Origin of the sequence: Polaribacter septentrionalilitoris, assembly GCF_009832745.1 — a bacterium.
In the GTDB taxonomy this organism is placed as follows: Bacteria; Bacteroidota; Bacteroidia; order Flavobacteriales; family Flavobacteriaceae; genus Polaribacter; species Polaribacter septentrionalilitoris.
Map to the genome: position 1 here is coordinate 229,301 of NZ_VRMJ01000014.1, position 25,097 is coordinate 254,397.

Annotated in this window: 21 protein-coding genes; 15 read left to right on the plus strand and 6 right to left on the minus strand. The window is 30.2% G+C overall.

All coding sequences use genetic code 11. From position 1 onward, the window contains the following. Positions 1-2 precede the first annotated feature (2 nt). Positions 3-695 carry an SIR2 family NAD-dependent protein deacylase gene (locus tag FP421_RS03130; protein ID WP_159947520.1) on the minus strand — a complete coding sequence of 231 codons (693 nt, stop codon included), beginning with the start codon at positions 693-695 and terminating at the stop codon, positions 3-5. Between the two features lie 75 nt (positions 696-770). Here FP421_RS03130 and FP421_RS03135 point away from each other — a divergent pair, with 75 nt between their 5' ends. Both FP421_RS03135 and FP421_RS03140 read left to right on the plus strand, forming a co-directional pair. Beyond that, a complete protein-coding gene (locus FP421_RS03135; protein WP_159947521.1) occupies positions 771-1,445 on the plus strand; it encodes a TrmH family RNA methyltransferase in 675 nt (224 codons plus the stop codon). Positions 1,446-1,447: 2 nt separating this feature from the next. Then, a complete protein-coding gene (locus FP421_RS03140) occupies positions 1,448-2,041 on the plus strand; it encodes a YdeI/OmpD-associated family protein (RefSeq protein WP_159947522.1) in 594 nt (197 codons plus the stop codon). A gap of 35 nt (positions 2,042-2,076) precedes the next feature. Here the strand turns inward: FP421_RS03140 and FP421_RS03145 are convergent, their stop codons facing one another. From FP421_RS03145 to tsaE, 3 genes are all read right to left on the minus strand, one after another. Then, positions 2,077-2,445, minus strand: a complete 369-nt coding sequence (locus tag FP421_RS03145; RefSeq protein WP_159947523.1) for a DUF4258 domain-containing protein — start codon at positions 2,443-2,445, stop codon at positions 2,077-2,079. 92 nt (positions 2,446-2,537) lie between these two features. After that, positions 2,538-3,734: an alanine dehydrogenase gene (locus tag FP421_RS03150; protein WP_159947524.1), complete on the minus strand. Its 1,197-nt coding sequence runs from the start codon at positions 3,732-3,734 to the stop codon at positions 2,538-2,540. Between the two features lie 11 nt (positions 3,735-3,745). After that, positions 3,746-4,150: a tRNA (adenosine(37)-N6)-threonylcarbamoyltransferase complex ATPase subunit type 1 TsaE gene (tsaE, locus tag FP421_RS03155; RefSeq protein ID WP_159947525.1), complete on the minus strand. Its 405-nt coding sequence runs from the start codon at positions 4,148-4,150 to the stop codon at positions 3,746-3,748. Between the two features lie 123 nt (positions 4,151-4,273). On the opposite strand from tsaE, the gene FP421_RS03160 reads away from it, so the two are divergent. From FP421_RS03160 to FP421_RS15085, 4 genes are all read left to right on the plus strand, one after another. Continuing rightward, the gene (locus FP421_RS03160; protein ID WP_159947526.1) at positions 4,274-5,047 is read left to right on the plus strand and encodes an alpha/beta fold hydrolase; all 774 of its coding nucleotides are present in this window, start codon (positions 4,274-4,276) and stop codon (positions 5,045-5,047) included. Further along, on the plus strand, positions 5,048-5,740 hold the full coding sequence (locus FP421_RS15170; RefSeq protein ID WP_159947527.1) for a helix-turn-helix transcriptional regulator: 693 nt from the start codon (positions 5,048-5,050) through the stop codon (positions 5,738-5,740). 105 nt (positions 5,741-5,845) lie between these two features. Next, on the plus strand, positions 5,846-10,528 hold the full coding sequence (locus FP421_RS03170; protein ID WP_159947528.1) for a BspA family leucine-rich repeat surface protein: 4,683 nt from the start codon (positions 5,846-5,848) through the stop codon (positions 10,526-10,528). A gap of 10 nt (positions 10,529-10,538) precedes the next feature. Continuing rightward, complete coding sequence (locus FP421_RS15085; protein WP_201288779.1) at positions 10,539-10,703, plus strand: hypothetical protein; 165 nt, start codon at positions 10,539-10,541, stop codon at positions 10,701-10,703. 108 nt (positions 10,704-10,811) lie between these two features. Here the strand turns inward: FP421_RS15085 and porX are convergent, their stop codons facing one another. Beyond that, complete coding sequence (porX, locus tag FP421_RS03175) at positions 10,812-12,359, minus strand: T9SS response regulator signal transducer PorX (RefSeq protein WP_159947529.1); 1,548 nt, start codon at positions 12,357-12,359, stop codon at positions 10,812-10,814. Between the two features lie 131 nt (positions 12,360-12,490). Here porX and FP421_RS03180 point away from each other — a divergent pair, with 131 nt between their 5' ends. From FP421_RS03180 to fabG, 9 genes are all read left to right on the plus strand, one after another. Beyond that, positions 12,491-13,714 (plus strand): HD domain-containing protein, encoded by a 1,224-nt coding sequence (locus tag FP421_RS03180; protein ID WP_159947530.1) that lies wholly within the window; start codon positions 12,491-12,493, stop codon positions 13,712-13,714. Positions 13,715-13,759: 45 nt separating this feature from the next. Beyond that, positions 13,760-14,803 (plus strand): UDP-3-O-(3-hydroxymyristoyl)glucosamine N-acyltransferase, encoded by a 1,044-nt coding sequence (lpxD, locus tag FP421_RS03185; protein ID WP_159947531.1) that lies wholly within the window; start codon positions 13,760-13,762, stop codon positions 14,801-14,803. Beyond that, entirely contained in the window at positions 14,796-16,187 is a 1,392-nt protein-coding gene (locus tag FP421_RS03190; protein ID WP_159947532.1) for a bifunctional UDP-3-O-[3-hydroxymyristoyl] N-acetylglucosamine deacetylase/3-hydroxyacyl-ACP dehydratase, read from the plus strand. Before lpxD ends, FP421_RS03190 begins: the two co-directional genes overlap by 8 nt. 1 nt (position 16,188) lies before the next feature. Then, positions 16,189-16,974, plus strand: coding sequence for an acyl-ACP--UDP-N-acetylglucosamine O-acyltransferase (gene lpxA / locus FP421_RS03195; RefSeq protein ID WP_159947533.1), 786 nt, complete (start codon positions 16,189-16,191; stop codon positions 16,972-16,974). A gap of 92 nt (positions 16,975-17,066) precedes the next feature. After that, positions 17,067-17,633, plus strand: a complete 567-nt coding sequence (gene efp, locus FP421_RS03200) for an elongation factor P (protein ID WP_159947535.1) — start codon at positions 17,067-17,069, stop codon at positions 17,631-17,633. Positions 17,634-17,635: 2 nt separating this feature from the next. Continuing rightward, positions 17,636-18,565, plus strand: a complete 930-nt coding sequence (locus FP421_RS03205; RefSeq protein WP_159947537.1) for a UDP-3-O-(3-hydroxymyristoyl)glucosamine N-acyltransferase — start codon at positions 17,636-17,638, stop codon at positions 18,563-18,565. 107 nt (positions 18,566-18,672) lie between these two features. After that, entirely contained in the window at positions 18,673-19,545 is an 873-nt protein-coding gene (sucD, locus tag FP421_RS03210; RefSeq protein ID WP_159947539.1) for a succinate--CoA ligase subunit alpha, read from the plus strand. Positions 19,546-19,649: 104 nt separating this feature from the next. Beyond that, on the plus strand, positions 19,650-22,613 hold the full coding sequence (locus tag FP421_RS03215) for a M16 family metallopeptidase (RefSeq protein ID WP_159947541.1): 2,964 nt from the start codon (positions 19,650-19,652) through the stop codon (positions 22,611-22,613). Positions 22,614-22,708: 95 nt separating this feature from the next. Further along, the gene (gene fabG, locus FP421_RS03220) at positions 22,709-23,455 is read left to right on the plus strand and encodes a 3-oxoacyl-[acyl-carrier-protein] reductase (RefSeq protein ID WP_159947543.1); all 747 of its coding nucleotides are present in this window, start codon (positions 22,709-22,711) and stop codon (positions 23,453-23,455) included. A 71-nt stretch (positions 23,456-23,526) separates the two neighbouring features. Here the strand turns inward: fabG and FP421_RS03225 are convergent, their stop codons facing one another. Continuing rightward, complete coding sequence (locus FP421_RS03225; protein WP_159947545.1) at positions 23,527-25,032, minus strand: hypothetical protein; 1,506 nt, start codon at positions 25,030-25,032, stop codon at positions 23,527-23,529. Positions 25,033-25,097: the final 65 nt, after the last annotated feature.

Genomic DNA, 25,097 nt, shown 5'->3' on the forward strand with positions numbered 1-25,097 from the left:
CATTATTCTTCTGAATGACTCAATAATTCCAATAAAGTATTTGTTCCAGAACTGGCAACATCATTAATAATGGTTAAGTTATTAAAATCATTTTTAGAAACAGAAGGCTTTGGATCTATAAAATAAATAGGTGTATTTGGTTTGATAAAGTTTACCAAACTTGCAGCAGGATAGACTTGCATAGAAGTTCCTATAATTACTAAAATATCTGCTTTAGCAGTAATTTCGATAGCTTTATCAAGCATAGGAACCATTTCTCCAAACCAAACAATATGTGGTCTTAATTGATTTCCTTTAGAACAAAGATCACCTAAGTTTAAATCTTTTTTCCAGTCTAAAACCAAATTTTCATCAACAGTACTTCTTACTTTTAATAATTCTCCGTGTAAATGAGTAACATTTGTACTTGCAGCACGTTCATGTAAATCATCCACATTTTGAGTGATGATTTCTACATCAAAATACTTTTCTAATTCTACCAAATTATAATGTGCTTTGTTGGGAGAAACTTCTAACAATTGTTTTCTACGTTGATTGTAAAAATCAAAAACCAATTCTGGGTTTGCAGAAAAACCTTGAGGAGAAGCAACCTCCATCACATCATGTCCTTCCCACAAACCATCAGCATCTCTAAAGGTTTTAATCCCACTTTCTGCTGAAATTCCTGCACCAGTTAATATAACGAGTTTTTTCATAAATTAAAGTTTAGTATTCTTGTAAAAAGAGATCAAGAATGTTAAAAATAAGAATTAAATCATAAGTTTGTATTTATGATTGATAAAAAACTTTTAGCCTATTTTGAAGGGTATCTTACCCAAAAAAGAAAAGATACTTTTAAAAAGGTGTTAGACCAAAGAACAAGGCATTTTAGTGTGGTTTTAGAAGATATTTTTCAGCCTCATAATGCAAGTGCTGTGGTTAGAACTTGCGATATATTTGGAGTGCAAGATATTCATGCAATTGAAAATAAATACATAAATAAAGTTTCTAGGCACGTTGCCAAAGGTTCACAAAAATGGATTACTTCTACACGTTATAAATCAGATGGAAATAATACCCAAATTTGTTTAGATAATTTGAGAAACAAGGGATATCAAATTATTGCAACAACTCCACATAATGATTCTTGTTTATTGCAAGATTTTGACATCAGTAAGAAATCTGCATTTGTATTTGGGGTAGAAGCAGAGGGCGTTTCTGAAACTGTTATTCAACAAGCAGATGGATTTTTGAAAATACCAATGGTAGGTTTTACAGAGAGTCTAAATATTTCTGTAGCTGCCGCAATTATTTTACAAGATGTGACTACAAAACTCAGGAATTCTTCAATACAATGGCAATTATCAGAAGAAGAAAAAGAAATTTTGTATTTTGATTGGGTAAAGAAAACAATTAAAAATGTGACTAAAATTGAAGAACATTATTACAATAATTTAAAACTCTAACAATGAGTTCAAAAGTTGATGAATATATTTTAAAAAAAGGAAATTGGAGGGCTGAACTAGAATTATTGCGTTCAGTTTTTTCTGATTTACCTGTAGAAGAAACCATAAAATGGGGAGCTCCAACTTATGTTTTTGAAGGAAAGAATATTGTGGGTTTAGCAGCTTTCAAAAATTATTGTGGGTTATGGTTTTTTCAAGGTGCTTTATTAGAAGACAAACAAAAAGTCTTTATAAATGCACAAGAAGGAAAAACCAAAGCGATGCTACAATGGCGTTTTTATTCTTTAAAAGAAATTGACATAAATTTGATAAAAGAATATATTTTAGAAGCAATAGAGAATTCTAAGGCAGGTAAAGAGATCAAACCCAAAAGAAATACAAAACCAATTGTAATTCCTGAAGAATTAAAAGTAGCTTTTTTAGAAAATGAAAAATTAGAAGCTTTTTTTAATGAGTTTACTACTTCTAAGCAAAGAGAGTTTTGTGAGTATATTTTATCAGCAAAAAGAGCAACTACCAAACAAATTAGACTTGAGAAAATAACACCTATGATTTTAAACAAAGTAGGTTTAAATGATAAATATAAAAATTGCTAACTTGTTAATAATGAGTAAGAATAATGATATTAAGTTTACTCAACAATCACTTTTTCTATAGTCGATGTGGAATCACAACGCTTAATGTAAAGACTTACGTTTTCTAATTCTTTTTTTCCGGTAACATAATATTCTGCACAAGGTTTCTGTCTTGGTTTTCCTTTGCCAAAATCAACATCACCAGTATATAAAATTGTGGAGATTTTAAGTGTGTCTATATGGTATTCTCTCATAGATTTTTTAGCCTCTTCAGAATACAAACGCTCACGAATTCTAATGGTTTTTAAAGTTCTAGCATCCATACCATAATCAAAAGAAGCTTCTTTCTTTTGCCAGAAAAAATAAACAGCTACAGACCCTATAGATAAGCCTACTAAATAATACCCAATTCGTTTGATTAACATTGTGAAATTTTGAAGTGCAAATTTACAATTTTAAAAAAAGTAATTGAACTATTTCTTAAAATAGTTCTTTATCAATCTTTAATAAATAATCTTTACAAGATTAATAAATTAATATCTCTAAAAGGCAATTCAAACCAATTTGCAACAGTTTTGTTGGTTAAAATTCCGTGATAAAAATACATTCCGTTTCGTAAACTTTTATCAAAACGAGCTGCATTTTCAAAACCTCCTTCATCAGCAATGTCTAACAAATACGGAGTAAAAATATTACTTATAGATAATGATGCAGTTCTAGCGTAACGTGCAGGAATATTAGGTACACAATAATGTACAACACCATGTTTTATAAAGGTTGGAGTTTTATGTGTGGTTACATTTGATGTTTCAAAACAACCACCTCTATCAATGCTCACATCTATAATTACAGCACCTTCCTTCATGGTTTCTACCATTTCTTCTGTTCCACATATAGGAGATCTATTTTTCCCTCTAATAGCTCCAATAGCTACGTCACAACGCATTAATGCTTTTGCAACGGATTTGGGTTGTAATGTTGACGTGTAAATAGGAGAAGGCAAAGAATGTTGTAATTTACGAAGTTTTGTAATCGAGTTGTCAAAGACTTTTACTCTAGCTCCTAAACCCAAAGCAGTTCTAGCTGCATATTCACCAACTGTTCCTGCTCCAAAAATCACCACGCTCGATGGAGGAACACCTCCAATATTACCTAATAACAATCCATTTCCTTTGTTAATGCCACTCATCAATTCAGCAGCAATTAAAACTGAAGCTGTTCCTGCAATTTCACTTAATGATTTTACAATAGGATAGGTGTTGTGCGAATCTTTTATATAATCAAAAGCAACAGCAGTAATTCGTTTTTTCGCTAAACTTTCAAAGTATTGTTTGTTCTGGGTTTTGAGTTGCAATGAAGAGATAAGAATCGTTTGAGGATTCATGTATTCTATTTCATTTTCAGTAGGAGGTGCTACTTTTAACACAATATTACACTTAAAGGCCTCTTCTACATCATAAGAAATTTTTGCACCAGCTTCTGAATATTCGCTGTCAGAATAATTGGCATTATCTCCAGCACCATTTTCAATAACAATTCTATGTCCATGAGCACATAATGCTGAAACAGCATCGGGAGTTAAGCAAACTCGTTTTTCACCTAAATAAGTTTCTTTGGGTAAGCCAATAAACAACTCTCCTTTTTGCCTTTTAACTTCTAGTTTTTCTTCTTGCGGAATTAACTCTTCTTTACTGAAAGGAGAAAATGAACTCATGTTTTGGTAGTTTATAGTTGAATGTTACGCTGTCCGTTTTCTAACATCGTCAATTCAATTTTGACAGCATCTAAAGGTAATAAATTTTCGATATTTTCTGGCCATTCAATCAAACACCATTCATTATTGTAAAAATAATCATCAATTCCCATATCTAAAGCCTCTTCTTCATCCTCAATTCGATAAAAATCAAAATGATACACTTTTTCATTTGTTTTTGTTTGATATTCATTTACCAAAGAAAAAGTAGGAGAGGAAATGGTATCTAAAACACCTAATTGTTTGCAAATTTCTTTAATTAAAGTGGTTTTTCCAACACCCATTTGTCCGTAAAACAATAAGATTTTGTTTTCTGAGGATGAAATAATTTCTAAAGCAATTTTAGGTAAGTTTTCTAAAGAATAATTATTATTCATATCGCAAAAATAGTAAAGAATATTTATTTAAATCACAAAAATAGTTTTGTTTGTATCTATATACTTAGTTTTTAGAACATATTTTTGTGGGATATAATATTATTTCGTTCTTTTAAGGTAGCTATGAAAAAAATAATACAAAAAGGAAAGGTTAAGGGGACAATAATTTTTATTCACGGAAATTCATCTTCAAGTGCTGTTTTTGAACAAATAATAGAAGCAGATGAAATACTACAAACTAAAATTGCTATTGATTTACCTGGGCATGGAAAAAGCATTAGAGAATATAAATATCATACAGATTTTTCAGTTCAATTTTATAAAGATCAATTAATTGAATTAATAAATAATATAAATGATGAAATAATATTGGTGGGAAATTCTTTAGGTGGACATTTAGCTATCGAAATTGCTCAATCTATTACAAACTTAAAAGGATTAGTCATTTTTGGAACGCCACCTGTTAAAAAACCAATTAATTTTGAAGAAGCTTTTTTACCAGTAGAAGCATTGCAAACTTTTTTGACCGAGATTCCATCTTCTCAAGAAATTGAAACTGCTGCAGAAATAGCTGTCTTTGATAATGAACATTCAACTAATATTATTGTAGATTTTAAGAAAACAAATCCTTTAGTTAGAAAATGTATTGCAGAAGATATTTTAGGAGGTAAATTATCTAACGAATTTGAAATTTTTACTAAATTAAAAATTCCAAAATTTATTATTGTTGGTGAAGAAGATCCGTCAGTAAACTCTAATTATTTAGTAAATGTTAAAAATGTTTGTAAAGATAATTGCACTATAATCCCTTTTAAAAATTGTGGGCATTACCCAAGTTTAGAAAAGCCACAAGAGTTTTTAAAAACGTTGCAAACTATTACTGAAAAAGTCTTTTAAATGAAAAAATATACCGAAAAAGAGTTCTTTACTCAAAACCAGCACTTTACTTTTCGTTTAAGGAATTTATACTTAGAAAACAAGGTTCAATTTTATCAATTGGTAGATTATCTTCCGAGCCCTATTTATATCAATAAAAAAGAAAGTTTAGATTATATTTATTTTAGTGATTTGTTTTTTAGTTATGGTAAAGAAATAGAAAATTTATTTGAGTTTGGAGGTAAATATTTATCCTGTATTTCTGAACCTTTTTTATTGGAAAAAGCTAAGAAAAAAGCACAGGTTTTTCAAAAAACAAATGATCTTAGTGCTATTTGTAATTATTTACAATGTGTCTCTTTAAATAATAAAATGACACACTATTTTACAAATAAATCTTTAATTGATGATGAAATAACTTTGAATACAACATTGTTTCCAGACCAGACAAATTCTCTTTCTAAGCTATTTCATAGTATTATACCAGATAATAAAAATTGCTTTTTGTTTTGGCAACAATTTCAAAGTTTAACAAAACAAGAAAAAACTATTTTAAAATTAGTTACAAAGGGTTATAATAGCAAACAAATTGGTGAACAATTATTTATATCTAAACATACAGTAATTACCCATAGAAAAAATATTTACACCAAATTAGATGCTTCTTCTTTAGCAGATTTAATAAGGTTTTCTATGGTTTTAGAAATTTTATAGATAAAAAATATTTTTTTAAAAGTATAAAAAATACCTAGTTGTAGGTATTTTTTTGTTTTTGGACGTATGCTATCTTTGCTAGTATACTAACTTTAACAAATTGCTATGAAAAAGAGATTACTTTCACTCATTTTTACATTTTACATTTTATTGTCTTTTGGGCAGAATGAATTTATAACAAAATGGAAATTACAATTTGGATTTTATATTGATATTCCTGTTGATGCAAACTTAACTTATAATTACACAATTGACTGGGGAGATGGAAATATTGAAACAAACGTTACAGGAGATGCAGAACATTTTTACGATAATACTGGAGAGTATATTATTAAAATTTCAGGTGTTTACCCAAGATTTGTATTAGGAGAAAAAGGTTCTAGTTCAGATAAAAGAAATATAATAGAACTTGTTCAATGGGGTAATAATACTTGGGTTTCTATGGAGAGTGCTTTTAAAGGTCTCTATAATATGAAAATAACAGCAACTGATACCCCAAATCTACTTAATGTGACAACATTTAGAGACATGTTTTATGGTTGTTCAGCTATAACAACAATACCAAATATTAATTCTTGGAATACTTCAAATATTACTAATATGTGGTCAATGTTTCAAAACGCATCAAATTTTAATTCAGATATAAGTAATTGGGATGTTAGTAATGTTACACAAACAAGGTATATGTTTGATTATGCAACTAAGTTTAATCAAAACATTAGCTCTTGGAATGTAAGCAAAGTTGAGACAATGCAAGAAATGTTTGATCAAGCTAGATCTTTTAATCAAGATTTAAGTTCTTGGAATATTACAAATGTTAGTTCAATGTCTAATATATTTAATGGTACTAATTTATCAACAGAAAATTATGATAGAATTATAGCAGGTTGGAGTAATTTACCAACTTTAAAAAATAATGTAACTTTTGGAGGTAACAATATTAATTATTGCCACAGTGAAACAGAAAGAAACAAACTTATAAATGATTATAATTGGACAATCTATGATGCAGGTAAAGACTGTACTGAAGGGTTCATTACCAAATGGGATATAAAGAATGATAATGAATTTTTGGCTCTTTCAACTTCAGGAAATGGTTATGATTATAGAGTAGATTGGGGTGATGGCTCAGTCAGTAATCACGTAACAAGCGGGATAGCTCATAATTACGCAATTTCTGGTATTTATACCATTAAAATTACAGGTGTGTTTCCTAGGTTTAGCATTTTTGATACAAGCAGTAAAAATAAAATTATTGATGTAGTTCAATGGGGTGATAATCCATGGGAATCTATTTCATTTGAAGATTGTCCAAACTTGAATATTACTGCTACTGATATTCCAGATTTGTCAAATGTAACCAGCACAGAGGCAATGTTTAAAGGTTGTGTAAATTTTGAAGGAAATTTGATAAACAATTGGAATGTTAGTAACATTATTTCAATGCAAAGTATGTTTGAAGGAGCAACTAAATTTAACCAAACTTTAAATAAATGGGATGTAGGTTCTGTAATTAATATGACCTCTATGTTTGATGATTCAGGTTTATCAATAGAAAACTATGATGCAATACTTTTAGTTTGGAGTGGTTTGGCAAGTCTACAGCAAAACGTAAATTTAGGTGCATTAAGTAAACAATATTGTAATGGCGAAACTGGAAGGACTAAATTAATAAATGATTTTAATTGGACATTTTCAGATGCAGGTAAAGATTGTAGTAGTTTTAACCCTTTTATTACCAAATGGGAAACAACTGCTGCCAATGAATCCTTATTTATACCTGTAACAGTTGGAAGTAATAGTTTTACTATAGATTGGGGAGATGGTGAAATTCAATACTTTGGTGGTTACAATAGATATAATATAAAACATACTTATACGACAATAGGCAATCATACAATCAAAATTACTGGAAATATTACTGGTTTAAACTTTGCTACAGAATCGGTTGCTTCCAATACTGGAAAAATATTAGAAATAATACAATGGGGTAACATAAATTGGTCTAATATGTCCTTTTCTGGGTGCTATAAAATGGATATTACAGCTACAGATATTCCTGATTTGAGTAACCTTACAAGTTTAAATGTCGCTTTTAGAAGTTGTCGAGCATTAATATGGAATTCTACAGTTAATAACTGGGATGTATCTTCAATTACAGATATGCAAAGTACGTTTGATAGGGCTTCAATATTTAATCAAGATTTGAATAATTGGAACGTTAGTAATGTAACCAATATGAAGTCAATGTTTCAATTTGCTACAAAATTTAATGGTAATGTAACTAATTGGAATGTTAGTAATGTAAAAAACATACAATGGATGTTTGCTTCAACCCAAGATTTTAACCAAGATATTGGCAGTTGGAATGTAAGTAGTATAAGTGAAGTAGATGGTTTTTCGGGAGTTTTTCAATATGCGAAGGCATTTAATCAAGATATTAGTTCTTGGGATTTGAGTAGTTTTACAGGTAGAATAGTAGGAATGTTTGATGGTGCTATTAGTTTTAATCAAGATATAAGTTCGTGGGATACAAGTAATATTACTGGATTTTCTAGTATGTTTAGAAATGCAACAAATTTTAATCAAGATATTAGCTCATGGAATTTATCAAAAGCTACAGACCTTGGCGAAATTTTCTCTGGTGCAACTAATTTTAATAAAGACTTAAGTAATTGGGATACTAGTAATGTTACTTTTATGGGTAGTGCTTTTAAAAATGCTACAGCTTTTAACCAAAATATTAATTCTTGGGAATTGAGTAAAGTAACTAATACAAGATCAATGTTTGAAGGTGCAATTAGTTTTAATCAAGATATTAGTGGTTGGAATGTAAGTGTTTTAAATTCAATGCAGGCAATGTTTAAAGGTGCAACTAGTTTTAATCAAGACTTAAGTTCTTGGGATACAGTAAATACTTTTAATATGCAAGAAGTATTTCAAAATGCAACAAGTTATAACCAAGATTTGAGCAATTGGAATGTTGGTAAGGTGTATACAATGCTTTCAATGTTTGATAACTCGGGAATTTCTGTAGTTAATTATGATAAAACTCTTAAAAGTTGGAGTGTATTATCTACTTTAAAATCTAATATCAATTTAGGAGCATTAGGCATCAATTATTGCAACTCAGAAACAGCAAGAAATAAATTAATTAACGATTATAATTGGAATTTTTCTGGAGATAGTAAAGACTGCTCCTCAATAAACACATCAACAAATACAAACGGAATGTGGAATGACCCCGCAAATTGGAGTAGTGGTGTTGTACCAACCACAACAGATAACGTTGTAATTCCTTCAGGAACAACATTGCAAATTAGTGCAGATATTTCTGAAGTAAATTCATTAGAAAATGAAGGTACTATTGTTATTAGCCCTACGTATTCTCTAAAATCTAAAAGTAATTTGGTAAATACGGGGACAATTGTTATGGATTCTGGTATAGATGATAGTTCAGTCTTGTTTATAGAAGGTACTTCATCAGGAAATGTAACCTATACAAGAGGTGGCTTAAAAGCAAATAAATGGAGTTTGGTAACACCACCCGTTTCAGGTCAAAAAATTAAGGGATTTGCAACAGATACTAATAATGACATTCGCGTAAATACAACCGTAAACCCAAATAGATATGCAATTGGTTATTACAGTGATGCAGCTACAGAGGGTGATAAATGGGTTTATTATACTGCTAATGTGGATGAAAACTTAACATTTATAGCAGGTCAAAGTTACGCACTATCGAGAGCAACAGACGGTTCTGTAAGTTTTACAGGAACATTAACTACAAATAATTTAACAAGAACATTACAACCAGGAGAATGGAACGCAATAGGAAATCCGTTTACAACGTACTATCCAGCAAATAAAAATGGTGCTAGTAGTTTTATAAATGATAACTATGATATTTTAGATGATAATTATAAAGGTATTTATGTCTGGGATAATTCTCAAAATAAATATATAGCAGTAAGTGAAGCAGATATTCAGAATCGTGCACTTACACCAGGTCAAGGTTTTTTTATAAAATTGAAAGCGGGTGAAAATGAAATAGCATTTAAGCAAGATAAAAGAAGTGTAAAACCAAATACAGGAAACAATGTTTTTAATAAAAATGATAATAGTTACATTCAATTATTTGTGAGTAATGGCGAATATAAAGTAGCAACAAATATTAATTTTTTAGACAATGCAACTTCTGGTTTTGACGTTGGTTTGGATATTGGTAACTTTAGCTCATCTTCTTTTGATTTTTATACTAAACTAGTAGATAAGAGTAATAACAAAAATTATACAACACAGTCTTTAGCAAAAGAAAACAAGGATGATATCATAATTCCTTTAGAACTCAAGATAAAAAATAATGAGGTTACATTTTCATCGAAATCTATAAACCTGAAAGAGAATGTAAAATTGTATTTAGAAGATAAAGTGAAAAATACTTTTACTGATATTACACAAGAAACAAACGGTTATAAAATTAGTTTTAATGAGACTAATATCATAAAAGAGAGATTTTATCTACATGTAAAATCAGAAGTATTAAATCTAGATAACTCTTTAATTAATCAAATTCAAGTTTTTTCTTCAAATAAAACACTACATATTAGAGGAATCAAAGATCTAATTAAGGTAGAAGTCTTTGATCTTTTAGGTAAAAATGTTTATACTAAATCTTTTAAAAATATAAATACAATTGATATGCCTTTATCTGTAAGTGATGGAGTTTATGTAGTAAAAGTTACAGTTGATAATAAAAGCTTAGTTAAAAAAATTGTATTGAGATAAATAAAAAATTATGAAAAAAAATAATCAAACACAAAATATATCAAGAAAAGAAGCTATTAAAAAAATAGGTAATTATGGCAGATATGCAGCGTTAACAGCACTTGGAACATATTTAATTTTGTCTCCTCAAAAAGCTCAATCTCAAAGTCCAGAAGCTCCAGGTACTGGTTTTTAAAAGAAAAAGTATTTTTAGATTTATAAAGCGAGTTGTTTTTAAACAGCTGGCTTTTTTTATATTGATATCAATTTAAATTAATATCTACAGATAGAAAAGTAAACGAAATTACTTCGCACTATATACCACACAAGGAATAATTACTTCTTCTAAAGAAACCCCACCATGTTGATATGTGTTTTTATAATACTTTACAAAATGGTTAAAGTTATTTGGATAAGCAAAAAACAAATCCTCTTTAGCAAAAATAAAAGGCGCATTCATAGCCACTGTTGGTAAAAAAATATCTTTTGGATTTCTAACTGCATACACATCTTTTTCCTCGTAAGAAAGACTTCTTCCTGTTTTATAACGCAAGTTTGCACTAATGTTCTTATCACCAATTACTTTAGTTGGGTGTTTGCAATTAATGGTTCCGTGATCGGTTGTAATGATTAATTTCTGACCCAATTGTTGTGCTTTTTGAATAATTTCAAATAGCGGAGAGTTTTTAAACCAACTCAACGTTAAACTTCTATACGCTTTATCATCACCAGCCAATTCTTTAATCACTTCCATTTCTGTTTTAGAGTGGGAGAGAATGTCAACAAAATTATAAACTATAGCAGTCAAATCGTTTTGTTTTGTTCCGTTAAAATTGTCTGCCAATTCTTTTCCGCTTTTCAAAGATGAAATTTTATAATACTCATGTTTAATATCCAAACCAAGACGTTTAATTTGAGCAGATAAAAATTCATTTTCATACAAATTCATTCCACCTTCATCTGTATCATTTTTCCAAAAATTAGGATGACGTTTCTCCATTTCAGAAGGCATTAAACCAGAAAAAATTGCATTTCTAGCATATTGAGTAGCAGTAGGTAGAATAGAGAAATAAGAATACTCTTCTTCTTTTTTGTAATGATTATTGATTAACGGTTCTAAAATTCGATATTGGTCGTAACGCAAATTATCAATTACAACCCACAAAACACCTTGATCTTTGCTTAATTCTGGTGCCACATAATCTTTAAACAATGTGTGTGAAAATGTAGGCTTGTCATGTGCAGTTAAATAATCTTCATAATTTTTTTTGATGAACTTAAAAAACTGATTATTAGCCTCCTGTTTCTGACTCTCTAAAATTCCTAGCATTCCTGGATCACTTATGTTTTCTAACTCTAATTCCCAGTGAATTAGTTTTTTATACAGCTCAATCCAATCTTCATAAGAATTCACCATAGCTAAATCCATAGAAATTTTTCGAAACTCTTGTTGATAGTTAGAAGTTGTTTTCTCTGTTACTAAACGAGAATGATCCAAATTCTTTTTTAAACTCAATAAAATCTGACTCGGATTTACGGGTTTTATCAAATAATCTGCAATTTTAGAACCAATAGCTTCCTCCATAATATATTCTTCCTCACTTTTGGTAATCATCACCACAGGTAAGTTGGCCTGTTTTTGCTTAATTTCGGAAAGCGTATCCAAGCCTGTTAAACCAGGCATGTTTTCATCTAAAAAAACAATATCAAAATTATCTTCATCTACCAAATCAATTGCATCAGCACCATTTGTACATGTTGTAACCTTATAATTTTTACGCTCTAAAAAAAGAATGTGTGGTTTTAACAACTCTATTTCATCATCAACCCATAATATCTGAATATTGCTCATAAATAGTTTTAAATTTTAACATTTAACGATAAAAGTAACCAATTGTTATACTTTGTTTGGTTTTAAAATGATAAAATATTGCTAAAAAAAATAATGTTTGTATTTTGCAGTAGATTGATAAAAATCCTCTTTTGAAGAAAAAAAAACCGAACAAACTCAAAATCCTAAATGATCCAATTTACGGATTTATCCAAATTCCAAATTCTTTACTTTTTGACATCATAGAACATCCTTATTTTCAGCGTTTACGTAGAATTACACAAATGGGTTTTTCTAATTTGGTGTATCCAGGAGCAAATCATACCCGATTTCATCACGCAATTGGCTGTATGCATTTAATGCAAAAAGCGGTACAAGTATTACGTTTTAAAGGTGTAGAGATTTCAAATGATGAAGAAAACGCCTTGTATATTGCCATTTTATTGCATGATATTGGTCATGGAGCTTTTTCACACGCCTTAGAACACAGTATTGTTAATGGTATTTCACATGAAGAGATTTCTTTAAAGTTTATGAAAAAACTGAATGATGAGTATGAGGGAAAACTAACATTGGCAATAGAAATTTTTGAAGGGAAAAATTCAAGGAAGTTTTTATGTCAACTCATTTCTAGTCAATTAGATATAGATAGGTTAGATTATTTAAAAAGAGATAGTTTTTATACAGGAGTTACAGAAGGTAATATTTCATCAGATCGTTTAATAGCAATGATGAATGTAAAAGATGATCAATTAGTTATTGAGCAAAAGGGAATTTATTCTGTAGAGAAGTTTTTGATTGCCAGGAGATTAATGTATTGGCAAGTATACTTACATAAAACGGGTTTAGTTGCCGAAAATATGCTGGTCAACGTTTTAAAAAGAGCGAAAGAGCTGGCTGAACAAGGAGAAGACTTGTTTGCAAGTTCTGCTTTAAAATATTTTCTATTCAATAAAATATCTAAAACAAATTTTGACGATGTTACGTTAGAAACTTTAGCTCAGCTTGATGATTATGATGTTTTACTTGCGGTAAAAGAATGGGTACATCATCCAGACAAAGTATTGTCCATATTATCTCAAATGATTGTAAATCGAAAATTGTTTAGAGTTGAGATACAGAAAAAACCATTTGAACCTGAGTATATTACAAAAAAAATAGATAAAGTTTGTAATAGATATAATTTAGACCAAACTGAAAGTAGTTTTTTTGTTTTTGCTGATATTATTACCAATCAAGCCTACAATACAAATAAACCTATTTTTATTTTAAACAAAAAAGGGAAATTAAAGGATATTGCTAAAGCTTCTGATCAATTAAACATAAAAGCATTAACAAAACCAGTTGTAAAGCACTTTATTTGTTACCCAAAATAGAAACAGATTAGTCAAATCGCATTAAATTTTATATTTTTGCGATTAATGAAATTTACAGCGCAACAAATAGCAGACATCTTAGAAGGAGAAGTAGTAGGAAACACTGAAGAAGAAGTTTTTAAATTGTCTAAGATAGAAGAAGGAGAAAAGGGTTCTTTAACCTTTCTGTCTAACCCTAAATACACCCCGTATTTATATACTACAAACGCTTCTATTGCTATTGTAAATAGATCATTTGAGCTAGAAAAAGAAACTTCTACAACACTTATTAAAGTAGATGATGCTTATAAATCATTTTCAAAATTATTAGAATTTTACAATGAAGTAAAAAACAATAAAGTGGGTATAGAACAACCCAACTTTGTTTCAGAATCTGCTAAAATAGGGGACAATTTATATTTGGGAGCATTTTCTTATGTAGGTGAAAATGTAGTTATTGGTAATAACGTAAAAATTTATCCAAACATTTATATCGGAGACAATGTTGTTATTGGTGATAATTGTGTCATTTTTTCTGGTGTTAAAATTTATTCTGAAACGATCATTGGAAACAATTGTAAAATTCATTCTGGAGCAATTATTGGTTCAGACGGATTTGGTTTTGCTCCTGATGAAAACGGAGAGTATAAAGCCATCCCCCAAATAGGGAATGTAATTATCGAAGACAATGTAGATATTGGATCGTCTTCAACTATTGATAGAGCCACATTAGGCTCAACCATTATAAGACAGGGAGTTAAGATGGATAATCAAATCCAGATTGCACACAATGTAGAAGTAGGTAAAAACACTGTAATTGCAGCTCAAACAGGTATTGCAGGTTCAACCAAAATTGGTGAAAACTGTATGATTGGTGGTCAAGTAGGTATTGTGGGGCATCTAACTATTGGTAACAATGTGCGTATTCAAGCTCAATCTGGTATTTCCAAAAATCTAAAAGATAATGATCTAGTTCAAGGTACACCTGCATTTGGATATTCAGATTTTAATAAAAGCTATGTCTACTTTAGAAATCTTCCTAAAATAGCAACAAAAATTAATAACATAGAAAAAGAGTTGAAGGCTCAAAAATCAACCATAAATGAGTAAGAAACAGAAAACCATTCAAAAAGAAGTTAGTTTATCTGGTGTTGGAATTCACACGGGTAATACAGTAAATATGACCTTAAAACCTGCACCTATTAATCATGGCTTTGCTTTTAGTAGAGTTGATTTAGAGGGTTCTCCTACAATTGAAGCAAAAGCAGAATATGTTGTAAACACTCAAAGAGGTACAAATTTAGAAAGAAATGGTGTACAAATTCAGACTTCAGAGCATGTTTTAGCAGCTGCTGTAGGGCTAGATATCGATAACTTATTAATTGAGATAGACGCTTCTGAACCTCCAATTATGGATGGTTCTTCGAAATATTTTGTAGAAGCTTTAGAAAAAGCAGGAGTTCAAGAGCAAGAAGCAGATATTCAAGAATATGTAGTAAAAGAAATTATTTCTTACAAAGATGAAATTTCTGGTAGTGAAATCATTTTAATGCCTTCAGATGAATATAAGGTTACAGCAATGGTTGATTTTGGTACTAAAATTTTAGGTACTCAAAACGCAAATTTAGAGACCATTTCAGATTTCAAAAAAGAAATAGCAGCAGCAAGAACATTTAGCTTTTTACACGAAATAGAAATGCTCCTAGAAAATGATTTAATTAAAGGAGGAGATTTAAACAACGCTATTGTGTATGTAGATAAAGAATTATCTGAAGCAACAATGGAAAAGTTAAAAAAAGCCTTTAAAAAAGATGATATAACAGTGCAATCTAATGGTATTTTAGATAACTTAAATTTACATTGGGCTAACGAAGCTGCAAGACATAAGTTATTAGATGTTATTGGAGATTTAGCACTAGTAGGTACAAGAATAAAAGGAAAAGTTATTGCAAACAAACCAGGGCATTTAATCAATACTCAGTTTGCAAAAAAGTTAGCTAAAATTATTAAGCAAGAAAAAAGAAATAACGTTCCTCAATATGATTTGAATGAAACACCTTTAATGGATATTCATCAAATTATGGATATTCTTCCACACAGACCACCATTTTTATTGATTGATAGAATTCTAGAACTTTCAGATAGACATGTTGTGGGAATGAAAAATGTAACCATGAACGAAAACTTTTTTGTGGGGCATTTTCCTGGAGCGCCAGTTATGCCAGGAGTTTTACAAGTCGAGGCAATGGCACAATGTGGTGGAGTTTTAGTGTTGAGTACAGTACCAGACCCTGAAAATTACCTAACTTATTTTATGAAGATGGATAATGTTAAGTTCAAACAAAAAGTACTTCCTGGAGATACAATTATATTTAAAGCTGAATTGATTACACCAATTAGACGTGGAATTTGTCATATGCAAGCCTATGCTTATGCTAATGGTAAATTAGTTGCTGAGGCCGAATTAATGGCTCAAATTTCAAAAATAAAATAGTATGAATCAACCATTAGCTTATGTTCATCCACAAGCAAAAATTGCTAGAAATGTTGTAATTGAACCTTTTACTACAATTCATAATAATGTTACAATTGGTTCAGGTACATGGATTGGTTCTAATGTGACCATAATGGAAGGAGCAAAAATTGGTAAAAACTGTAGAATTTTTCCAGGAGCAGTAATTTCTGCAATTCCTCAAGATTTAAAATATGATGATGAAGAAACTACTGTCGAAATTGGAGACAATGTCACTATAAGAGAGTGCGTAACCATTAATAGAGGTACTTCAGATAGAATGAAAACCAAAATTGGGGACAATTGTTTAATTATGGCGTATTGCCATATAGCACATGATTCTTTTGTAGGTGATAATTGTATTTTCTCTAACAATTCTACATTAGCAGGTCATGTTACCATTGGAGACAATGTAGTCTTAGCAGGTATGGTAGCTGTTCATCAGTTTGCCTCTGTTGGTAATCACGCTTTTGTAACGGGTGGATCTTTAGTAAGAAAAGATGTTCCTCCTTATGTAAAAGCAGCTAGAGAGCCTTTGTCTTATGTAGGAATCAACTCAGTAGGATTAAGAAGAAGAGGCTTTACAACAGATAAAATTAGAGAAATTCAAAATATTTATAGAATATTATTTCAAAAAAATTATAACAATTCCCAAGCAATAGATATTATTGAAGCAGAAATGGAAGCAACTCCAGAACGTGATGAAATTGTCCAATTCATCAAAGATTCGCACAGAGGGATTATGAAAGGATATTATAAAGCAAATTAATTTAGTTTGTAGTTTCTGGTTGCTAGTCATCATTTTCTAAAAGCCATGAACTATAAACTACTAACTATAAACCATTAATTATAAACCACTAAATGGCAACAACTTCAGACATTAGAAACGGATTGTGTATTAGATACAATAACGATATTTATAAAATCATAGAATTTTTACATGTAAAACCAGGAAAAGGACCTGCTTTTGTAAGAACAAAATTAAAAAGTGTTACTTCTGGTAAAGTAGTAGATAATACATTTCCATCAGGTAGAAAAATTGATGATGTTCGTGTAGAAACACATAAATTTCAATATTTATATAATGATGGTGATACCTATCATTTTATGAACGAGCAAGATTACACACAGATTCAATTACAAAAAAGTGCTTTAGACACTCCAGAATTGATGAAAGAAGGAGAGGTAGTAACTATTATTATCAATTCTGAAGATAACATGCCGCTTTCTGTAGAAATGCCTCAAAGTGTAATTTTAGAAGTTACACATACAGAACCAGGTGTAAAAGGAAACACAGCAACAAATGCAACTAAACCAGCAACTGTAGAAACTGGAGCATCTGTAAATGTACCTTTATTTATCAATGAAGGTGATAAAATCAAGATTGAAACCACTAAAGGGACTTATCAAGAACGCATAAAAGAATAAACTTGAAATTCAAATCACCTCAAACATTAAGTAGTATTGCAAACATTATTAAAGTTGATTTTGTTGGTGATAAAGATTTTGAAATTTTAGGGATTAATGAAATTCATGTTGTAGAAAAAGGTGACATTGTTTTTGTAGATCACCCAAAATATTATGACAAAGCACTACATTCTGCAGCAACAACTATTTTAATCAACAAAGAAGTAGCTTGCCCTGATGGTAAATCATTATTAATTTCTGATGATCCTTTTCGAGATTTCAATAAACTTACGCTTCATTTTAATCCATTTATTTCATCTAGAGTTAGTATTTCTAAGACTGCAACTATTGGAGAGAATACTGCTATACAACCTAATGTTTTTGTTGGAAATAATGTGAAAATTGGTAAAAACTGTCTCATTCACTCTAACGTTTCTATTTATGATAATACGGTTATTGGAGACAATGTAATAATACATGCAAACACCGTTTTAGGTGCGGATGCGTTTTATTATAAAAATAGACCAACAGGTTTCGATAAATTAATTTCTGGAGGTAGAGTGGTTTTAGAAGATAATGTAGACTTAGGGGCTTCATGTACTATTGATAAAGGTGTTACAGGAGATACCACTATTGGAGCAGGTACAAAAATTGACAATCAAGTACATGTTGGTCATGATACTATAATTGGAAAAAAATGTTTGATAGCTTCACAAACTGGAATAGCAGGATGTGTTGTTATAGAAGATGAAGTTACACTTTGGGGACAAGTAGGAACTAATAGTGGAATTACAATAGGAAAAGGAGCTGTAATTTTAGGCCAAACAGGAGTCACCAAATCTGTTCCAGGAGGCAAAACCTATTTTGGAACGCCTATATCAGAATCAAGAGAAAAATTAAAAGAAATTGCGGGAATTAGGCGTTTTTTAAAAGATCAAAACAAGAACCGTTAAATTTTTAACTTTTTATAAAGAAATCAAGTCATATAATTGTCCTTTTTTCTTTTTTAAAAAGCAAACAATAAACTATTTTTGCACAACAAAATTAAATATCATATCAAATGAGTGTTTTAGTAAATAAGAATTCAAATATTATTGTACAAGGATTTACAGGAAGTGAAGGAACGTTTCATGCGGGTCAAATGATTGATTATGGAACCAACGTTGTTGGTGGTGTTACTCCAGGTAAAGGAGGTCAAGAACACTTAGGGAAGCCTGTTTTTAATACAGTTGTTGAAGCTGTAGAAAAAGTAAGTGCAGACACTTCTATCATTTTTGTACCACCTGCTTTTGCAGCAGATGCAATTATGGAATCTGCAGATGCAGGAATCAAAGTTATTATCTGTATTACAGAAGGAATTCCTACTGCTGATATGGTAAAAGTAAAAGCATATATCGAAGATAAAGACTGTACTTTAGTTGGTCCAAATTGCCCAGGAGTTATTACTCCAGACGAAGCTAAGGTTGGTATTATGCCAGGTTTTATTTTCAAAAAAGGAAAAGTTGGTATTGTTTCTAAATCAGGAACATTAACTTATGAAGCTGCAGACCAAGTTGTAAAACAAGGTTTTGGAATTACTACAGCAATTGGTATTGGTGGTGATCCTATTATCGGAACAACAACAAAAGAAGCAGTTGAGTTATTAATGAATGATGATGATACTGAAGCTATTGTTATGATTGGTGAAATAGGTGGTAACCTAGAAGCTGAAGCTGCACAATGGATTAAAGCAGATGGAAATAGAAAACCAGTTGTTGGTTTTATTGCAGGACAAACTGCTCCAGCTGGAAGAACTATGGGACATGCTGGTGCTATTGTTGGTGGTGCTGATGATACTGCTCAAGCTAAAATGAAAATTTTAGCAGAAAATGGTGTTCATGTTGTGAGTTCTCCTGCTAAAATTGGAGAAATGGTTGCTTCTGTTTTAAATTAAACACAAATAATAAATTAAAGTTAAATTTTAACAATTTATATTGCTAGAATCCGTTGAATTAGTAAATTCAACGGATTTTTCATTTCAACTCAAATCAATTAAATATGAAACAAATTAAATGGTTATTTCTTAGCGTGTTATTGGTAGCAACTATAGGTTGTAAAACTGATAATGACAAAAGTTACAAAGTAACTGAACAAAAAGATGCAAACGGTTTAACTTACGAAACCGTAGAAAATGATCCAACAGGTTTACGTTTATATACCTTAGATAACGGACTCAAAGTGTATTTAAGTCAAAATTCTGATGAACCTAAAATACAAACTTATATTGCTGTTAGAGCAGGTTCTAATTACGACCCTAAAGAATCTACTGGTTTAGCACATTATTTAGAACACATGGTATTTAAAGGTACTCACAAAATTGGTACTGTAAATTGGGAAAAAGAAAAAACCTATTTAGATAAAATATCGAGTTTATACGAACAGCATAGAGCAGAAACAGATCCACAAAAAAAATTAGCGATTTATAAAGAAATCGATAAGACTTCTTTAGAAGCGTCAAACTATTCTGTTGCAAATGAATATGATAAAATGACAGCTTCTTTAGGTGCTACAGGAACAAATGCTTACACTTGGTTTGAACAAACTGTGTATACTAATAAAATACCAGCTAATGAATTAGACAAATGGGTAACTGTTGAAGCAGAACGTTTTAGCACGTTAGTTTTAAGACTTTTTCATACAGAATTAGAGGCGGTATTTGAAGAGTTTAACCGTGGACAAGATAATGACTTTAGAAAGCGTTACGCTGCCATGTTAGATGGTTTATTTCCAAATCATCCTTATGGGCAACAAACAACAATTGGTACTGCAAATCATTTGAAAAACCCTTCTATGGTAGATATTCATAATTACTTTAACAAATATTATGTGCCAAATAATATGGCAGTAATTTTGGTAGGTGATTTTGAGTTTGAACCAACAATTCAAAAAGTAAATAATGCTTTTGGTAAGTTTGAAAGAAAGGAATTAACCCATCCAACTTTACCAAAAGAAGAACCAATTACAGCTCCTGTTGTAAAAGAAGTTTTTGGACCAACATCAGAGTCTATTGCTATTGCATTTAGATCTGAAGGTGTAAATTCTGAAGAAGAAAAATTTGTGACTTTAGTTGATATGATTATGGCAAATGGAAATGCTGGTATTATCGATTTAAATTTAAATCAAAAACAATTGGTACAAAGAGCAAGTTGTTCTCCTACATTTTTAAATGACTATGGATATCATACATTTACAGGTTCTCCTAAATCAGGACAATCTTTAGATGAAGTAAAAGAGTTATTATTAGCTCAGATAGAGAAATTAAAAAATGGCGAATTTGATGAATGGATGATTGAAGCTGTCGTAAATGATTTAAAATTAAGTCAAACTCGTCAGTATGAAAACAACTCAGCTTTGGCAGATACTTATGTAAATGCTTTTATTTATCAACAAGATTGGTCTCAAAGAGTTCAATTTTTAGATGATTTAAAGAAAATTACCAAAACGCAATTGGTAAATTTTGCGAAAGATTTTTACAAGGATAATTATGTCATCACTTATAAAAGAAAAGGTGAGGATAAAAATATTGTAAAAGTTGCTAACCCAGGGATTACTCCTGTTAATTTAAACAGAGATAAAAGTTCAGAATACATAACAGAATTCAATAAAATAGAATCTGAACCCTTGAAGCCTCAGTTTGTAGATTATAAAACTGCAATTAAAGAAACTAAAACAGAAAACGGTATCAAGGTTTCTTATGTACTAAATGAAAAGAATGATTTATTTGATATGAATATCATTTTTGATATGGGTAGTGATAATGATAAAAAACTATCTCTTGCAGCTGGATATTTAGAATATATAGGTACAGACAAATACACAAATGAAGAACTTAAAAAAGAGTTCTATAAGTTAGGTATATCTTATTACGTAAGTACAGCAAGAGACAAAACTTATGTAGGTTTAAACGGATTAAAAGAGAACTTACCAAAAGGTTTAGAACTATTAGAACATCTTTGGGACAATGCAAAAGCAGACAAAGAGGCGTATGATAAATATGTAGAAAAGATTTACAAAGGACGTCAAGACGGAAAAACTCAGAAAGGTAATATTCTTTTCAATGGTCTGATGAATTATGGTAAATATGGTGAAGATTCACCATTAAGAGATATCATGCAAGTTGATGAATTAAAAGCCATTAATCCAGAAGAATTGGTCGCTTTAATCAAAGACATGAAAAACTATAAACAACGTGTTTTCTATTATGGTAAAGATGTAAATAATGCAGTTTCTTCATTAAATACACATCATAAAATATTTGGTGAGTTAAAAGAGTATCCTGTTGCAAAAGAATATAAAGAAACTGAAACAGGAGGAAATGTATTCTTCACAGATTATGATATGGTACAAACAGAACTATTGTTTTTAGCAAAAGGAGAGCCTTTTAAAGCTGAAAATATGGCTGCATCAACATTGTTTAATACGTATTTTGGTAGCGGATTATCATCTATTGTTTTTCAAGAAATTAGAGAATCTAAATCTTTAGCATATTCAGCATTTGCTTCTTACAGTAATGCTTCTAAGAAAGATTCACCTAATTATGTGATGGCTTATGTAGGTACACAAGCAAACAAATTAGAACAAGCTGTAGATGCAATGATGGAGTTAATGAACAATATGCCAGAGGCAGAAAAGCAATTTAATGCTGCAAAAGAAGCTACTCTAAAGAAATTAGCTGCGCAAAGAATTACAAAATCTAATATCTTTTGGTCTTATGAAAGATTACAGAAATTAGGCATAGACAATGATCATAGAGAAGCGATGTACAATACCATTAAAGGAATGACAATGAAAGATTTAAAAGCCTTTTTTAACAACAATATTAAAGGAGAATCTTACAATGTAATGGTAATTGGAAACAAAAAAGATTTGGATGTACAATCGTTAAAAAAGTTAGGGAAAATCCAAGAATTAGAAATCGATTATTTATTTAATTATATAGATAAGAAAAAAGTAAAACTCTAATTTTTGTATAATCTATACTCATAAACTCGTAAAGCATTTTTGTTTTACGAGTTTTTTATTTTAGTATATTTGAATCCTTAAAACAACTAAACAATATGAAGTTATTAGAAAATAAATCCGCAATAATAACTGGTGCTACTAGAGGTATTGGTCGTGGAATTGCCATTGAATTTGCAAAACAAGGTGCAAATGTTGCATTTACCTATAGTTCTTCTGTAGATGCTGCAAATGCATTAGAAGAAGAGTTAAAAGCTTTTGGTGTTGAAGCAAAAGGATATCAATCTAATGCAGCAGATTTTGATGCAGCTCAAGAATTAGCGAAAGAGGTTTTGGCAGCATTTGGAACCATAGATATTTTAGTAAACAACGCAGGTATTACCAAAGACAATTTGTTAATGAGAATCACTGAAGAAGATTTTGACAAAGTAATCGAAGTTAACTTAAAATCGGTATTCAATTTAACCAAAGCTGTCATTCGTCCTATGATGAAACAAAGAGGTGGTTCTATCATTAATATGAGTTCTGTAGTAGGACTTAAAGGAAATGCTGGTCAAACTAATTATGCAGCCTCTAAAGCAGGTATAGTAGGTTTTTCTAAATCTGTAGCATTAGAATTAGGGTCAAGAAACATTAGAAGTAATGTGGTAGCTCCTGGATTTATTGAAACAGAAATGACTGAAAAATTAGATGAGAAAGTAGTTCAGGGTTGGAGAGATGGAATTCCTTTAAAAAGAGGAGGACAACCTATTGACATCGCAAATGCATGTGTGTTTTTAGGTTCTGATATGAGTTCATACATCACAGGTCAAACCTTATCTGTTGATGGTGGAATGTTAACGTAAAAGCATCATAAAAAATAATTAAAAAGCTCTAGTTTGTAATTAAAACTAGAGCTTTTTATGTAAAAATTAATTTATTTTTCTTTACAAGTTAGTAACATAATCTTTTTACTTTTCATAGAGTGATTGTACATCACAAATTTTCCATCTGCATAACTACCTGTGTAAGGAGTATATTTAGTTCTCTTTTTATTATCTTGAATTTTCTCATGGGTTACATTTCCATTTTTATCATATAAGAAAACATATAGTGCAGTAGATTCAAACCATCCTTTAGAAACCTTTAAACGTCCGTCTTGTTTTTGTAATAATTTTTTACCAGAATTTAAAACAACATGTAATTCATTATGATTTAAAAAAGCATTGTAAGATGGTTTATTTGCTCGTTTAAAAATACTACGACCCCAAAGTAAATTTCCATTAGCATCAAGTTTAGTAATTAAAATATCATCATAATGAAAAGTAGTTACATAGGTACCTCCATACATTCCGTTAGGAACATACATTTGCACAACATAGAATTCTTCCGCTACTAAATACGTGTTTCCGTCTTCATCTTCAAGAAGATAATCTAAATCAAAACTGGTCAATTCTGAATCCTTTTTCGATTTGGCAGATCTGTACCCATATAAATCTTCAAAAACTTTAAGAGGTAGTTCCTGCTTTTTTTTATCTAAAAGAGATAAGGTAGATTTATCTACATAAATAGTACTAACACCTTTAATACCAAACGCTTTATCTTTAGAATAGTAACCAATTAACCTTAATTTATTATTGATAAAAGACATGTTTAGGTTTTTAATAAACTCATCCTCTGTAAGCTCAATTTTACTTGTTGATACATTTTTTTCTTCTATTTTGCTCAACACATAAGAATAGTTTGCTTTAGCTTTTTTACGTTCGCGCCTTCCTTTAAAATACTCTTTTCCAATATGATATACTGTTCCGTTATCATCAACAACCATATCAGAAGCGGTGTAAAACTTCTCAGTGTTTGAATAATAACTTTTAGTGTAGGCTAAAGTTAAATTACTCGCATTATAGACATAGACGTCGTAAGAGTTAGAATTCTTTTTAATATTGTCTACTGCAATTGCAATATATTTATTATCAGGAGAAACAGAAAAATTAGTTTGACGTTTGTTTTCTCCAGAAAATAACTTTCCTTTTTTTTGTACTTTCTTTTTTAATAACGTCGTTTTAGTATAAGTGTTTTCAATAACATTATAGGTGTAACAATGAAGTATTCTTTCTGTTTTAGAAGGGCTTTCTACCAAAAAAACTCTAAAGGTATGATCATAAAATAATTCTCCAACATAACTTTCTTTTCTATTAATATTAACCAAGAGCAGTTTTTTTCCTTTCGCTTCTTCATCAAAAGATTCAAATACCAAATGAGATTTGCTTTTTCTTGCGATAACGTTAAGCTTTTCGTCTGTGGTATGAATATTAATAATGTAAGAACTTTTAAACTGGTCTCTATATTTAGGGCTTTCTTTTGTAGTAAAATGTTGTTCTTGAGAAAATAAAGGAGCACTTAAAAATAATAGAAATAATAGGTTGATTTGAAGTGTTTTCATGTAATATTTTATATACAACAAAGCTAAAGTTTTGATTTTATTTTTAAAGAGTTTTAGAAGAGATT